The sequence below is a fragment of the Mycobacterium sp. WMMD1722 genome, from assembly GCF_049315205.1.
Classification (GTDB): Bacteria; Actinomycetota; Actinomycetes; order Mycobacteriales; family Mycobacteriaceae; genus Mycobacterium.
Genome location: NZ_CP186056.1, coordinates 682,201 through 696,635 on the forward strand (window position 1 = coordinate 682,201; position 14,435 = coordinate 696,635).

At 64.0% G+C, this 14,435-nt stretch carries 9 protein-coding genes and 2 rRNA genes; 8 read left to right on the plus strand and 3 right to left on the minus strand.

Annotation, left to right across the window (positions count from 1 at the left end; translation table 11 throughout):
- The first annotated feature begins 14 nt into the window (after nucleotides 1-14).
- The 3 genes from ACN27E_RS03155 to ACN27E_RS03165 all read left to right on the plus strand — a co-directional run bounded on the left by ACN27E_RS03155 (nucleotide 15) and on the right by ACN27E_RS03165 (nucleotide 3,763).
- On the plus strand, nucleotides 15-3,044 hold the full coding sequence (locus ACN27E_RS03155) for an acyl-CoA synthetase (RefSeq protein WP_422749571.1): 3,030 nt from the start codon (nucleotides 15-17) through the stop codon (nucleotides 3,042-3,044).
- Between the two features lie 64 nt (nucleotides 3,045-3,108).
- Nucleotides 3,109-3,552 (plus strand): hypothetical protein, encoded by a 444-nt coding sequence (locus ACN27E_RS03160; RefSeq protein ID WP_422746560.1) that lies wholly within the window; start codon nucleotides 3,109-3,111, stop codon nucleotides 3,550-3,552.
- 4 nt (nucleotides 3,553-3,556) lie between these two features.
- Nucleotides 3,557-3,763: a Trm112 family protein gene (locus ACN27E_RS03165; protein ID WP_422746561.1), complete on the plus strand. Its 207-nt coding sequence runs from the start codon at nucleotides 3,557-3,559 to the stop codon at nucleotides 3,761-3,763.
- Here the strand turns inward: ACN27E_RS03165 and ACN27E_RS03170 are convergent.
- From ACN27E_RS03170 to ACN27E_RS03180, 3 genes are read right to left on the minus strand one after another with little or no spacing between them, the layout of a single operon-like run.
- A complete protein-coding gene (locus ACN27E_RS03170) occupies nucleotides 3,760-4,374 on the minus strand; it encodes a TetR family transcriptional regulator (protein ID WP_422746562.1) in 615 nt (204 codons plus the stop codon). The genes ACN27E_RS03165 and ACN27E_RS03170 overlap by 4 nt on opposite strands.
- A gap of 24 nt (nucleotides 4,375-4,398) precedes the next feature.
- On the minus strand, nucleotides 4,399-5,223 hold the full coding sequence (locus ACN27E_RS03175) for an ABC transporter permease (RefSeq protein WP_422746563.1): 825 nt from the start codon (nucleotides 5,221-5,223) through the stop codon (nucleotides 4,399-4,401).
- Complete coding sequence (locus ACN27E_RS03180; protein WP_422746564.1) at nucleotides 5,166-5,912, minus strand: ABC transporter ATP-binding protein; 747 nt, start codon at nucleotides 5,910-5,912, stop codon at nucleotides 5,166-5,168. Before ACN27E_RS03180 ends, ACN27E_RS03175 begins: the two co-directional genes overlap by 58 nt.
- A gap of 56 nt (nucleotides 5,913-5,968) precedes the next feature.
- Here ACN27E_RS03180 and ACN27E_RS03185 point away from each other — a divergent pair, with 56 nt between their 5' ends.
- The 5 genes from ACN27E_RS03185 to ACN27E_RS03205 all read left to right on the plus strand — a co-directional run bounded on the left by ACN27E_RS03185 (nucleotide 5,969) and on the right by ACN27E_RS03205 (nucleotide 14,409).
- Complete coding sequence (locus ACN27E_RS03185; RefSeq protein ID WP_422746565.1) at nucleotides 5,969-7,021, plus strand: alpha/beta hydrolase; 1,053 nt, start codon at nucleotides 5,969-5,971, stop codon at nucleotides 7,019-7,021.
- Nucleotides 7,021-7,632, plus strand: a complete 612-nt coding sequence (locus tag ACN27E_RS03190) for a DNA-3-methyladenine glycosylase (RefSeq protein ID WP_422746566.1) — start codon at nucleotides 7,021-7,023, stop codon at nucleotides 7,630-7,632. Before ACN27E_RS03185 ends, ACN27E_RS03190 begins: the two co-directional genes overlap by 1 nt.
- A 28-nt stretch (nucleotides 7,633-7,660) precedes the next feature.
- Complete coding sequence (gene tyrS, locus ACN27E_RS03195; RefSeq protein WP_422746567.1) at nucleotides 7,661-8,935, plus strand: tyrosine--tRNA ligase; 1,275 nt, start codon at nucleotides 7,661-7,663, stop codon at nucleotides 8,933-8,935.
- 400 nt (nucleotides 8,936-9,335) lie between these two features.
- Nucleotides 9,336-10,853 (plus strand): 16S ribosomal RNA (locus tag ACN27E_RS03200).
- A gap of 435 nt (nucleotides 10,854-11,288) precedes the next feature.
- Nucleotides 11,289-14,409, plus strand: a 23S ribosomal RNA gene (locus ACN27E_RS03205).
- Together the 16S and 23S rRNA genes form the textbook arrangement of a ribosomal RNA operon.
- Nucleotides 14,410-14,435: the final 26 nt, after the last annotated feature.

Genomic DNA, 14,435 nt, shown 5'->3' on the forward strand with positions numbered 1-14,435 from the left:
GGGGAGTCAGCGTGGTGGACCTCTCGGCTTTCACCAGACCGGTGGGTCGTCTGGTGGCGACGGCACAGAACGGCCTGGAGGTCCTCCGCTACGGCGGTCTGGAGACCGGCGCCGTCCCGTCGCCGTTCCAGATCATCCAGAGCGTGCCGATGTACCGGTTACGCCGCTACTTTCCGCCGGATGCGCGGCCGGGTGCGAAGCCGGCGGGCCCGCCGGTGTTGATGGTCCACCCGATGATGATGTCGGCGGACATGTGGGACGTCACCCGCGCTGACGGGGCGGTCGGGATCCTGCACCGGGAAGGCATCGACCCGTGGGTGATCGACTTCGGTTCACCCGACAAGATCGAGGGCGGGATGCAGCGCAACCTCGCCGACCACGTCGTCGCTCTGTCCAAGGCGATCGACACCGTCAAGGAGGTCACCGGCCGCGACGTCCACCTCGCCGGGTACTCCCAAGGCGGCATGTTCTGCTACCAGACCGCCGCCTACCGCCGGTCTTCGGACCTTGCCAGCATCATCACCTTCGGCGCACCCGTCGACACGTTGGCCGCGTTGCCGATGAACCTGCCCGCCGGTCTGGCCGTCGGGGCCGCCGATTTCATGGCCGACCACGTGTTCAGCCGCATCGACATCCCGGGATGGTTGGCGCGCACCGGTTTCCAGATGCTCGACCCGATCAAGACCGCGCAGGCGCGGCTGGACTTCCTGCTGCAGCTGCACGACCGTGAGGCGCTGCTGCCGCGGGAGCAGCAGCGGCGCTTCCTGGCCTCGGAGGGCTGGATCGCCTGGTCGGGGCCGGCGATCTCCGAGCTGCTCAAGCAGTTCATCGCCCACAATCGGATGATGACCGGTGGCTTCTCCATCCACGGTCAGCTCGTCACCCTGTCCGATATCGATTGCCCGGTGCTCGCCGTCGTCGGCGAGGTCGACGACATCGGTCAGCCGGCTGCCGTACGGGGGATCAAGCGCGCTGCGCCGCAGGCCGATGTCTACGAGTTCCTCATTCGGGCAGGACATTTCGGGCTGGTCGTCGGGTCGAAGGCGTCGCAGCAGACGCTGCCGACCGTCGCCGGGTGGGTCAACTGGCTGGACGGCTCCGGCGATATGCCCGACCAGGTCGTGCCGATGGCCCTGCAACCCGCCGAACACGTCGAGAGTGGGGTGTCGCTGACCTCGCGGGTCGCCCACGGCGCCACCGCCGCAACGGAACTGGCGCTCGGTGCGGCCCGCTCGGCGGCCGGCGCTCTGGTCACGGCGAACAAATCGGCGCGCACGCTGGCCATCGAGACCGCCCGGACCCTGCCGCGACTGGCCCGGCTCGGCCAGGTCAACGACCACACCCGGATCTCGCTGGGCCGCATCATGAGTGAGCAGGCACGGGGGGCGCCGGGCGGGGAGTTCCTGCTGTTCGACGGCAGGGTGCACACCTACGAGGCGGTGGACCGGCGCATCAACAACGTGGTGCGCGGGCTCATCGACGTCGGCGTCCGCCAGGGCACCCGGGTCGGAGTGCTGATGGAGACCCGGCCCAGCGCGTTGGTGGCGATCGCCGCCCTGTCCCGGCTCGGCGCCGTCGCGGTCCTCATGCCCCCCGACGTCGACCTGGCGGCCGCCGCCCGCCTCGGTGCGGTGTCGGAGATCATCGCCGACCCCAGTCACCTCGACGCCGCGCGCAAGCTGCCGATGCGGGTGCTGGTCCTCGGCGGCGGCGAATCCCGCGATCTGCATCTGCCCGACGATGCCGACGTGGTGGACATGGAGCAGATCGACCCCGACCAGGTCGCGCTGCCCGGCTGGTACCGGCCCAACCCCGGGCTGGCCCGCGACCTCGCCTTCATCGCGTTCAGTTCGATCGGTGGTGAACTGGTCGCCCGGCAGATCACCAACTACCGGTGGGCGCTGTCGGCGTTCGGCACCGCCTCGGCGGCCAACCTCGACCGCGGCGACACCGTGTACTGCCTGACGCCACTGCACCACCAGTCCGGACTGCTGGTCAGCCTCGGCGGCGCGGTCGTCGGCGGGACGCGGATCGCGCTGTCGCGGGGTCTGCACCCGGATCGCTTCGTGCAGGAGATCCGGCAGTACGGCGTCACCGTGGTGTCCTACACCTGGGCCATGCTCGGCGACATCATCGACGATCCGTCGTTCAAACTGACCGGCAATCACCCGGTGCGGCTGTTCATCGGATCGGGTATGCCGACCGGGCTGTGGAAGCGCGTCGTGGAGGTCTTCGAGCCGGCGCAGGTCGTCGAATTCTTCGCCACCCCCGACGGGCAGGCGGTGCTCGCGAACGTGTCCGGCGCCAAGATCGGCAGCAAGGGCCGCGCGCTGCCGGGCGGCGGACAGGTGGAACTGGCGGCCTATGACACCGCCGACGACCTCATCCTCGAGGACGACCGTGGCTTCGTGCGCCGCGCGCAGGTCAACGAGGTGGGGGTGCTGCTCGCGCGTCCACGCGGTCCGGTGGATCCGACGGCGTCGATCAAGCGTGGTGTGTTCGCGCCGGCCGACACCTGGGTGTCGACCGAATACCTGTTCCGGCGCGACGAGGACGGCGACTTCTGGCTCGTCGACAACCGCAGCGCGGTCATCCACACCGCGCGGGGACCCGTGTACGCCACCGCCGTCGGCGACGCCCTCGGCCGGCTGGGCGGCGTGGACCTCGCCGTCACCTATTGCGTCCGGGCCGGTGACCGCGATCTGGCCGTGACGGCGGTGAAGCTCCGCCCGGGCGGCAGCATCCCGTCGGCGGACCTCACCGAGGCGCTGGCCGACCTGCCGGCCGGCACTCCGCCCGACCTCGTGCATGTGGTGCCGGACATCAAACTGAGTGCGTCCTATCGTCCGCTGATCAGTCCGCTGCGCGCCGCCGGCCTGCCGAAACCGTCGCGGCGTAACTCTTGGTACCTCGATACCGATACCAAGGGGTACAAGCGGCTGACCGTGGCCGTGCGTGCGGAACTCATCGGAGGGCAGGAGCTTGACGAGGCGCCCGACCATGCTGAGCTCGAGGTGCAGATCGCGCCGAGTGCCCAGCAGTGACGTCCTGCCGGACCGTGTCGGCCTTGATAGGCTCCCGCTGGCGTTTGCATCGACTGGAGGATTGATGAACTCGAACACCGACCGCGTCGGCTGGCGTCGCGCCGTCACCGGCGCCCTTGCCGGTGCCGCGCTCACGGCCGGCATGCTCATCACCGCCCCCACGTCGCAGGCCGACATTCTCGATCAGATCGGTGAGAAGTACATGACCGGCGCCGCTGGTGGCCAGCTCTCCGTCTTCGTCGAGGACTCGCTGCGGCTGCGCTCCTTCGGAGCCCGTCCCTCCCCGGCGAATCTGGCGGCCCTGCAGGAGGGTTGGGACTTCCTGCCCAACCAGTCCAAGCTCATCTCGGCACTTCAGAACACGGTCGCCTACCAGCGCAAGCTCATGGCGCAGGGTCAGATGACGGCGCCGGGAACCGGACCGTCCACCAAGGCGCCGGCGTGGGTGCCGCCGGAGGACGGCAACCCGTTCCTGGGTCCGGAATACAACATCAACCCGTACGACTAGCCGCATGCTCGACGCGAGATTGCGCGAGATCCTGGTGTGTCCCCAGGATCGCGGCCCGTTGTTGCTCATCGACGACGAGATGCTCTACAACCCGCGGTTGCGCCGGGGTTACCGCATCGACGACGGCATTCCCGTGCTGCTGATCGACGAGGCCGTCGAGATCACCGACGACGCCGAACATCAGCGGTTGCTCGACCGCGCCGACGCCTAGGGGTAACCCGGCATCTCGCCGGTCAGGTAGCGCTGCAGATTCGGACCGATGGTGGCCGCGATCTGCTCCACGGGCAGCGTGGCGAAGGGTTCCAGTTCGAGGATGTAGCGTGCCATCACCACCCCCACCAATTGCGACGCGACGTACTGGACGCGGATACGGCCCGTTCCGACCGGATCGTCCACCCGCGGACCGATCTCGGCGGCGATCACCTCTTGGAGGAATGAGCGGATCAGGCTGACCTCGGAGCCGGCCAGCAGCGAGCGCAGTGTGGCGATGAACCCCTTGCCCATCTCCGAATCCCAGATCGGCAGCAGCAGAGTGGGCAGCACGTGGCCGATCCGCTCGACGGGCACTTCGCGCAGCGGTCCGATGACGTCCATCGGGTTGATCGGCACCCGGATCGCGGCGGCGAACAGCTGCTGTTTGTTGCCGAAGTAGTGGTGCACCAGCGCCGCGTCCACACCGGCGTCAGCGGCGATCGACCTGATCGAGGTCTTGTCGATACCGTTGCGGGCGAACAGGTCCCGCGCGCTGAGGAGAATGCGTTCGCGGGTGTCCGACGTACCGGGCGGCCGCCCGCGTCGTCTCTTGTCGGCGCTGGTCGTCACAGTCCTACGGGGTGTCCTTCGGCGTCAGGGGGTCCTTCGTCGCAAGGTCGCCGCCGCCAGACCGAGAGCAGCGACCGCGAAGGTCATCACGATAGCGATGTCGCGGATCGCGGTGCTCGTCAGCTCCGGATGCGCAGCCACCTCCCGGAGTGCCTCGAGCGCATAGCTGGCCGGCATCGCATTGCTGACCCACTGCAACCACACCGGCAGCAACTCCCGCGGAACGATGATGCCGCACAGCAGGAGCTGCGGCACGATCACCACCGGCATGAACTGCACGGCCTGGAATTCTGTCCGGGCGAATGCGCTGCACAGCAGGCCGAGTCCGACGCCGAGCACCGCGTTGACGATGGAGATCGCGAACACCCAGAGGGCGCTTCCCGCGGTCTGCAGGCCCAGCAGCCAGAACGACACGATGCAGGCAAGCGTCGCCTGCGCGGCGGCGGCTAGTGAGAAGGCGGTTCCGTAGGCAGCCAGCAGATCGATCCGGCGTAGCGGGGTGGTCAGGATGCGCTCCAGAGTTCCCGACACCCGTTCACGCTGCATGGTGATCGAGGTGATCAGAAACATCACCACCAGCGGAAAGACACCCAGCATGATCAGGCAGGCGTTGTCGAAGCCCGACGGCGCGCCGGGCGGGCGTGGGACGTCGACGAACAGGAAGTACATCAGCGTGATGATCAGGCTCGGCACCACGAGGATCATGGCCACGCTGCGGTGGTCCGCGGCGAGCTGCCGCAGGATCCGGCCGGTGGTGGCGGCATAGGGCCGGGCGCCGGGCCGGCGCGGATTCAGGCTGCGGTGCTGTGCCGGATGACGGACAGAAACGCGTCCTCCAGTGACGTGCATCCGGTGTCCTCCCTCAATTGGTCGGGTGTGGAATGGGTCAGCAGCCGCCCCTCGCGCATGAGCAGCAGCTCGTTGCAGTGGTCGGCCTCGTCCATCACGTGGCTCGACACGAGCAGGGTGGTTCCGCCGCGGGTGAGGTCGGCGAACCGGCGCCACAGGTCGACCCGCAACAGCGGGTCGAGTCCGACCGTGGGTTCGTCGAGGACCAGCAGGTCGGGCTGGGCGACCAGGGCGCAGGCCAGCGATGCCCGGGTGCGTTGGCCCCCGGAGAGATCGGCGGCCGGTGCGCGGCGGTGGTCGCCGAGTCCGACCGCCTCGACCGCGTCGTCCGCGGACTGGGCGTCCGAGCCGTAGAGGGCGGCGAAGTAGCGCACGTTGTCGATGACTCGCAGGTCCGGGTAGATGGTGGCGTCCTGAGTGACGTATCCCACGCGGTGGCGCAGTTCGGCCGAACCGGCCGGACGGCCGAGCACGGTGACACGGCCGGCCGTCACGATCTGGGTACCGACGATCGACCGGATCAGGGTGGTCTTGCCGCACCCGGACGGTCCGAGGATCCCGGTGATGGCGCCGCGGGGGATGCCGACGGTGACACCGTCGAGTGCCGTGCGGCCGCCGCGCACGACCCGAAGGTCTTCGATGTCGACGGCGGGAACAGCGCCTAATTCATCGGATGATGAAGTCATCATGTGATGAATAATGCGCCGTCGACGGCGTCGCGTCAAGACCTTCGTAGGATCGGCCGGTGGTCAGAAAATCGCTGCGCGAGATACCCGACGGCCTGTCCGACGTCACCGCACCGGTGACAATCGACGGGCTGAGCTATATCGCGGCCGACGATCCGGCGATGCCGATGTACCGGGTGATCGCCAACAACCGCAGGCCGGTCGCCCTCCGCGATCTGATGATCGCGCCGGTGCGTTCGGGCTACATCGGTGACGGCAGCCAACCGGATCCGGCGCTGGTGCCGCCCACCGGCGCTGAGGCGGTCCCCGACGTCGACGTCACGCCGGTCTACCTACCGGTGCGCGATGGGGTCGCGCGTTGTCAGCTCTACCGCCCTTCCCGGATTCCGGACGGTCCGCTGCCGGTGATCGTGTACTACCACGGTGGTGGCTTCACCGTCGGATCGTCCGAGGACTGCGACTTCCTGGCCCGCAAGCTCGCGGTGACCAACACCGCGCTGGTGGTGTCGGCCAACTACCGCTCGGCGCCCGAATTCGCCTTCCCGGTCCCGCTCGACGACGCCTTCGACGTGTACCGCTGGATCGTCGACCACGCGGGGGAGATCGGCGGGGATGTCAGCACAGTGGCCGTGGCGGGCGATTCGGCGGGCTCGAACTTCGCGGCGGCCCTACCGCTGCGGGCCCGCGACGAGGGTGTCCGGCTGCCCGACGCTGTGGTGATGCTGGGCGCGTTCGCGGATTTCCAGTTCGAGCGGTGGCCGTCCTTTCTGCGACACGCGCCGCGAGGCATCGTGTACGACATGGCCTTCGCCGGGTTCATCCGCGGGGCGTACGTGGCCACCGCCCCCTGGGACCATCCCTGGGTCAGTCCGATCGAAGGCGACCTGACCGGCTATCCGTTGACCGTCGTGATCGCCGGCACGCACGATCCGATCGTCGACTCGGCCCGGGCGTTCGCCGAACGGATCAGAGCGGCCGGCGGCCGGACCGTCGACTACTTCCCCGAGGGGATGCCGCACGGCTTCTACTTTTTCCCGGGTGTCCACCCGGAGGAACAGGTGGCCTATGAGGTGGTGGCCGCAGCGCTCGCTGATCGCTTTGCATCCCGCTGATGACCGCCGACAGCCTCGCCGTCGATCCCCTCACCGCCGCCCGCCGGCTCCTCGGTGCGGTGATCGTATGCCGTGGAGTGAGTGCGGTGATCGTCGAAACCGAGGCTTACGGCGGACCGGAATACGGACCGTGGCCGGATGCCGCGGCCCACTCCTATCGCGGGCCGGGAATCCGGAACGCGGTGATGTTCGGCCCCGCCGGCCGGCTCTACACCTACCGCAGTCACGGCATCCACGTCTGTGCCAACGTGGTGTGTGCCTACGACGGTGAGGCCGCGGCAGTGCTGTTGCGGGCGGCGGCCGTCGAATCCGGTCACGACCTGGCGCAGCGACGGCGCGGGGAGACGATCCGCGAGACCGCCCTGGCCAGAGGGCCAGGGAACCTCTGCTCGGCCCTGGGGATCACGATGCAGGACAACGGCGTGGACGTGTTCGACCCCGCCGCCGAGGTCCGGTTACAGCTGGGAGAGCCGCCGGCGCACGCCGCCGGACCGCGGGTGGGGGTGAGTAAGGCCGCCGACCGGCCGTGGCGGTTCTGGACTCCCGGGCGTCCCGAGGTGTCGGCGTACCGCCGCAGCCCACGGGCGCCCGCACCGGGCGGCAGCGACTGACCGGACAGCGTGAGGAAAGATCGTGGTCATGACGAGCGGCATCCTCGACGAGCTGGACTGGCGTGGCTTGATCGCCCAATCGACCGACCGGGACGCGTTGGCCGCCGACCTCGCCGAGGGACCGCTGACCCTGTATTCGGGCTTCGACCCGACGGCGCCGAGCCTGCACGCCGGCCATCTGATTCCGCTACTCACCCTGCGCCGGTTCCAACAGGCCGGTCACCGTCCGATCGTGCTCGCGGGTGGGGCGACCGGAATGATCGGCGATCCCCGCGACACCGGTGAGCGCACCATGCAGACCGTCGACACCATCGCCGAGTGGTCCGACCGCATCCGCGGGCAACTCTCGCGCTTCGTCGAGTTCGACGAGTCGCCCACGGGGGCGATCGTGGAGAACAATCTGACCTGGACCGGTGCACTGTCGGCCGTGGAATTCCTGCGCGATGTCGGGAAGCACTTCTCGGTGAACGTCATGCTCGACCGCGACACCGTGCGTCGCCGCCTCGAAGGAGACGGGATCTCCTACACCGAGTTCAGCTACATGCTGCTGCAGGCCAACGACTTCGTGGAGCTGCGGCAACGGCATGGGTGCGCGCTGCAGATCGGCGGCTCCGATCAGTGGGGCAACATTGTGGCCGGGGTGCGGCTGGTGCGCCAGAAACTCGGGGACACCGTGCACGCGCTGACCACCCCATTGGTGACCGACTCCGAAGGCAAGAAGTTCGGCAAATCCACCGGCGGCGGCAATCTGTGGCTCGACCCCCAGATGACCAGCCCGTACGCCTGGTACCAGTACTTCATCAACACCGCCGACGCCGACGTGATCGGGTATCTGCGCTGGTTCACCTTCCTCGACGCCGACGAGATCGCCGAGCTGGAGCAGGAGACCCAGGAGCGTCCACATCAGCGCGCGGCGCAGCGCCGCCTGGCGCGGGAACTGACCACCCTGGTCCACGGATCGGCGGCGACGGATTCCGTCGAACACGCGAGCCAGGCGCTCTTCGGTCGGGCCGAACTCGACGCGCTCGACGAACCCACGCTCGAGGCCGCCCTGCGGGAGGCCTCCGTGGCCGAACTCACCCGAGGCGGCCCGGACTCGATCACCGACCTCCTCGTGGCGACCGGGTTGTCGGCGAGCAAGGGCGCCGCGCGGCGCACGGTCGGCGAGGGCGGCGTCTATGTCAACAACGCCCGCATCGACGACGACGACTGGTCGCCGCAGGCGTCGGATTTCCTGCACGGCACGTGGCTGGTGCTGCGTCGGGGGAAGCGGAATATCGCCGGCGTTCAGCTCGTTGGATGATCTGGTACGGACGTACGACTGTGCCGGACGCCGTTGAAAACCAGCGTCTAGCAGGGGATTTGACTCCGAGTTTGGTCTGACGTAACTTATCTCAGGTCGCCGCGACACGGTCTCCGGACCGGGGAGCGCGGCAGACTCCCAGAGGGAAATCCACTACGGTGGGTTCCTGACCGTCCGCAGTACAGAACGCGGCTTTTAGCCGCGGGATCGTCGCGCGGATCGGGCGGGTGTGTTGTTTGAGAACTCAATAGTGTGTTTGGTGGTTTTTGTTTGTTGTTTTTGTTGTGCCATGCCTTCTTTTTCCCGTTTAGGGGGTGTGGTTTTTTGCCAGATGTTTCTGGTTGTGATCGGATTTTTCTGATTCGAATTCGCCTGCCGGCTTGGCCGGTTGGGTTGTTTTTGTTTGGAGAGTTTGATCCTGGCTCAGGACGAACGCTGGCGGCGTGCTTAACACATGCAAGTCGAACGGAAAGGCCTTTCGGGGTACTCGAGTGGCGAACGGGTGAGTAACACGTGGGTGATCTGCCCTGCACTTTGGGATAAGCCTGGGAAACTGGGTCTAATACCGAATATACCTCCTTGGTTGCATGATCTTGGGGGGAAAGCTTTTGCGGTGTGGGATGGGCCCGCGGCCTATCAGCTTGTTGGTGGGGTGATGGCCTACCAAGGCGACGACGGGTAGCCGGCCTGAGAGGGTGTCCGGCCACACTGGGACTGAGATACGGCCCAGACTCCTACGGGAGGCAGCAGTGGGGAATATTGCACAATGGGCGCAAGCCTGATGCAGCGACGCCGCGTGGGGGATGACGGCCTTCGGGTTGTAAACCTCTTTCAGCACAGACGAAGCGCAAGTGACGGTATGTGCAGAAGAAGCACCGGCCAACTACGTGCCAGCAGCCGCGGTAATACGTAGGGTGCGAGCGTTGTCCGGAATTACTGGGCGTAAAGAGCTCGTAGGTGGTTTGTCGCGTTGTTCGTGAAAACTCACAGCTTAACTGTGGGCGTGCGGGCGATACGGGCAGACTGGAGTACTGCAGGGGAGACTGGAATTCCTGGTGTAGCGGTGGAATGCGCAGATATCAGGAGGAACACCGGTGGCGAAGGCGGGTCTCTGGGCAGTAACTGACGCTGAGGAGCGAAAGCGTGGGGAGCGAACAGGATTAGATACCCTGGTAGTCCACGCCGTAAACGGTGGGTACTAGGTGTGGGTTTCCTTCCTTGGGATCCGTGCCGTAGCTAACGCATTAAGTACCCCGCCTGGGGAGTACGGCCGCAAGGCTAAAACTCAAAGGAATTGACGGGGGCCCGCACAAGCGGCGGAGCATGTGGATTAATTCGATGCAACGCGAAGAACCTTACCTGGGTTTGACATGCACAGGACGCTCATAGAGATATGGGTTCCCTTGTGGCCTGTGTGCAGGTGGTGCATGGCTGTCGTCAGCTCGTGTCGTGAGATGTTGGGTTAAGTCCCGCAACGAGCGCAACCCTTGTCCTGTGTTGCCAGCACGTCGTGGTGGGGACTCGCAGGAGACTGCCGGGGTCAACTCGGAGGAAGGTGGGGATGACGTCAAGTCATCATGCCCCTTATGTCCAGGGCTTCACACATGCTACAATGGCCGGTACAAAGGGCTGCGATGCCGTGAGGTGGAGCGAATCCTTGAAAGCCGGTCTCAGTTCGGATCGGGGTCTGCAACTCGACCCCGTGAAGTCGGAGTCGCTAGTAATCGCAGATCAGCAACGCTGCGGTGAATACGTTCCCGGGCCTTGTACACACCGCCCGTCACGTCATGAAAGTCGGTAACACCCGAAGCCGGTGGCCTAACCCTTGTGGAGGGAGCCGTCGAAGGTGGGATCGGCGATTGGGACGAAGTCGTAACAAGGTAGCCGTACCGGAAGGTGCGGCTGGATCACCTCCTTTCTAAGGAGCACCACGAGACCCGGCCAGTCCCCGCAGATCGCGGGATCGGCTGTTGTCGGGCGATTCGTGTGAATAGCTCTCACCTGTAGTGGGTGGGGGTTTGGTGCACAACAAGCCGTGCCGGTGGGTGGGGAAAGCCCATGTCGGTGAAAGAGATTGCCAGACACACTGTTGGGTCCTGAGGCAACAGGCCCGCGGGCTCACTCCGGAATGGGGGTGGGTGCCGGCTCTCTCCCCTGTGGGGGTGGGGGTTCTGGTTGCTGCCCTGCTTTGGTGGTGGGGTGTGGTGTTTGATTTGTGGATAGTGGTTGCGAGCATCTCAACGATGTACTGCGCGTAGAGGGCTTCTTCCTCCTTGTGGGGTGGGGGTGCTTCTGGGTGTGGTGTGTTGTTGGTGTTAATGCAATTTTTCTGAACTCATTTTTTGGTGTTGTGTTGTAAGTGTTTAAGGGCGCATGGTGGATGCCTTGGCACTGGGAGCCGATGAAGGACGTGGGAGGCTGCGTTATGCCTCGGGGAGCTGTCAACCGAGCGTGGATCCGAGGATGTCCGAATGGGGAAACCCGGCACGAGTGATGTCGTGTCACCCGTATCTGAATACATAGGGTACGGGGGGGAACGCGGGGAAGTGAAACATCTCAGTACCCGTAGGAAGAGAAAACAAAAGTGATTCCGTGAGTAGTGGCGAGCGAAAGCGGAGGATGGCTAAACCGTATGCATGTGATACCCGGCAGGGGTTGTGTGTGTGGTGTTGTGGGGTTCATCAATCTCAGATCTGCCGGTCTGGGCTGCAGTGAGAAAAGCTCGTGTTAGTCGAACTGGTTTGGGATGGCCGGCCGTAGAGGGTGAGAGTCCCGTAGGTGAAAACACGTGCTCTGTAGTGATGGATGCCCGAGTAGCAGCGGGCCCGTGGAATCTGCTGTGAATCTGCCGGGACCACCCGGTAAGCCTGAATACTTCTCAGTGACCGATAGCGGATAGTACCGTGAGGGAATGGTGAAAAGTACCCCGGGAGGGGAGTGAAATAGTACCTGAAACCGTGCGCTTACAATCCGTCAGAGCCTTCGTTTTTAACGTGGGGTGATGGCGTGCCTTTTGAAGAATGAGCCTGCGAGTCAGGGACATGTCGCGAGGTTAACCCGTGTGGGGTAGCCGCAGCGAAAGCGAGTCTGAATAGGGCGTATCACGTCAATAGTGGCGTGTGTAGTGGTGTGTTCTGGACCCGAAGCGGAGTGATCTACCCATGGCCAGGGTGAAGCAGCAGTAAGATGTTGTGGAGGCCCGAACCCACTTAGGTTGAAGACTGAGGGGATGAGCTGTGGGTAGGGGTGAAAGGCCAATCAAACTCCGTGATAGCTGGTTCTCCCCGAAATGCATTTAGGTGCAGCGTTGCATGTTTCTTGTTGGAGGTAGAGCTACTGGATGGCCGATGGGCCCTACTAGGTTACTGACGTCAGCCAAACTCCGAATGCCGACAAGTGAAAGTGTGGCAGTGAGACGGCGGGGGATAAGCTCCGTGCGTCGAGAGGGAAACAGCCCAGATCGCCGGCTAAGGCCCCTAAGCGTGTGCTAAGTGGAAAAGGATGTGCAGTCGCGAAGACAACCAGGAGGTTGGCTTAGAAGCAGCCACCCTTGAAAGAGTGCGTAATAGCTCACTGGTCAAGTGATTGTGCGCCGATAATGTAGCGGGGCTCAAGCACACCGCCGAAGCCGCGGCATCAACTTTTGTTGATGGGTAGGGGAGCGTCCTGCATCCGGTGAAGCAGCCGAGTGATCGTGTTGTGGAGGGTGTGGGAGTGAGAATGCAGGCATGAGTAGCGATAAGGCAAGTGAGAACCTTGCCCGCCGAAAGACCAAGGGTTCCTGGGCCAGGCCAGTCCGCCCAGGGTGAGTCGGGACCTAAGGCGAGGCCGACAGGCGTAGTCGATGGACAACGGGTTGATATTCCCGTACCCGTGTGTGAGCGTCCCTGATGAATCACCGGTACTAACCATCCAAACGAGGAGTCACCAATCCCTTCGGGGTGCGGGTCTTCTCCGCTGCGTGGGACCTTCGGTGGTAGTAGTCAAGCGATGGGGTGACGCAGGAAGGTAGCCGTACCAGTCAGTGGTTGTACTGGGGTAAGCCTGTAGGGAGAGCGATAGGTAAATCCGTCGTTCACAGATCCTGAGAGGTGATGCATAGCCGTTTGAGGCGAATTCGGTGATCCTATGCTGCCAAGAAAAGCCTCTAGCGAGTGCGCACACGGCCCGTACCCCAAACCGACACAGGTGGTCAGGTAGAGAATACCAAGGCGTACGAGTGAACTATGGTTAAGGAACTCGGCAAAATGCCCCCGTAACTTCGGGAGAAGGGGGACCCCCATGGCGTGACGGATCTTTACGGTCTCGAGCGTGAGGGGGTGGCACAAACCAGTGAGAAGCGACTGTTTACTAAAAACACAGGTCCGTGCGAAGTCGCAAGACGATGTATACGGACTGACGCCTGCCCGGTGCTGGAAGGTTAAGAGGACCGGTTAACCCTTCGGGGTGAAGCTGAGAATTTAAGCCCCAGTAAACGGCGGTGGTAACTATAACCATCCTAAGGTAGCGAAATTCCTTGTCGGGTAAGTTCCGACCTGCACGAATGGCGTAACGACTTCTCAACTGTCTCAACCATAGACTCGGCGAAATTGCATTACGAGTAAAGATGCTCGTTACGCGCGGCAGGACGAAAAGACCCCGGGACCTTCACTACAACTTGGTATTGGAGTTCGATACGGTTTGTGTAGGATAGGTGGGAGACTGTGAAGCATTCACGCCAGTGAGTGTGGAGTCGTTGTTGAAATACCACTCTGGTCGTATTGGGCTTCTAACCTCGAACCGTATATCCGGTTCAGGGACAGTGCCTGGTGGGTAGTTTAACTGGGGCGGTTGCCTCCTAAAATGTAACGGAGGCGCCCAAAGGTTCCCTCAACCTGGACGGCAATCAGGTGTTGAGTGTAAGTGCACAAGGGAGCTTGACTGCGAGACGTACATGTCGAGCAGGGACGAAAGTCGGGACTAGTGATCCGGCACCTCTGAGTGGAAGGGGTGTCGCTCAACGGATAAAAGGTACCCCGGGGATAACAGGCTGATCTTCCCCAAGAGTCCATATCGACGGGATGGTTTGGCACCTCGATGTCGGCTCGTCGCATCCTGGGGCTGGAGCAGGTCCCAAGGGTTGGGCTGTTCGCCCATTAAAGCGGCACGCGAGCTGGGTTTAGAACGTCGTGAGACAGTTCGGTCTCTATCCGCCGCGCGCGTCAGAAGCTTGAGGAAATCTGTCCCTAGTACGAGAGGACCGGGACGGACGAACCTCTGGTCTACCAGTTGTTCCACCAGGAGCACCGCTGGATAGCCACGTTCGGACAGGATAACCGCTGAAAGCATCTAAGCGGGAAACCCCCTCCAAGACCAGGCTTCTCACCCATTAAGTGGGATAAGGCCCCCCGCAGACCACGGGATCGATAGACCAGACCTGCACACCTAGTAATAGGCGTAGGGAACTGGCACTAACCGGCCGAAAACTTACACACACCCAAAACCAACGGTGAGTGTGTTA

Excerpts from the sequence above, each read along its gene's own strand:
- ACN27E_RS03160 (WP_422746560.1), top strand. The coding sequence starts at position 3,109 with ATGAACTCGAACACCGACCGCGTCGGCTGGCGTCGCGCCGTCACCGGC.
- ACN27E_RS03165 (WP_422746561.1), top strand. The coding sequence starts at position 3,557 with ATGCTCGACGCGAGATTGCGCGAGATCCTGGTGTGTCCCCAGGATCGC.
- ACN27E_RS03175 (WP_422746563.1), bottom strand. The coding sequence starts at position 5,223 with ATGCACGTCACTGGAGGACGCGTTTCTGTCCGTCATCCGGCACAGCAC.
- ACN27E_RS03180 (WP_422746564.1), bottom strand. The coding sequence starts at position 5,912 with ATGATGACTTCATCATCCGATGAATTAGGCGCTGTTCCCGCCGTCGAC.
- ACN27E_RS03190 (WP_422746566.1), top strand. The coding sequence starts at position 7,021 with ATGACCGCCGACAGCCTCGCCGTCGATCCCCTCACCGCCGCCCGCCGG.
- tyrS (WP_422746567.1), top strand. The coding sequence starts at position 7,661 with ATGACGAGCGGCATCCTCGACGAGCTGGACTGGCGTGGCTTGATCGCC.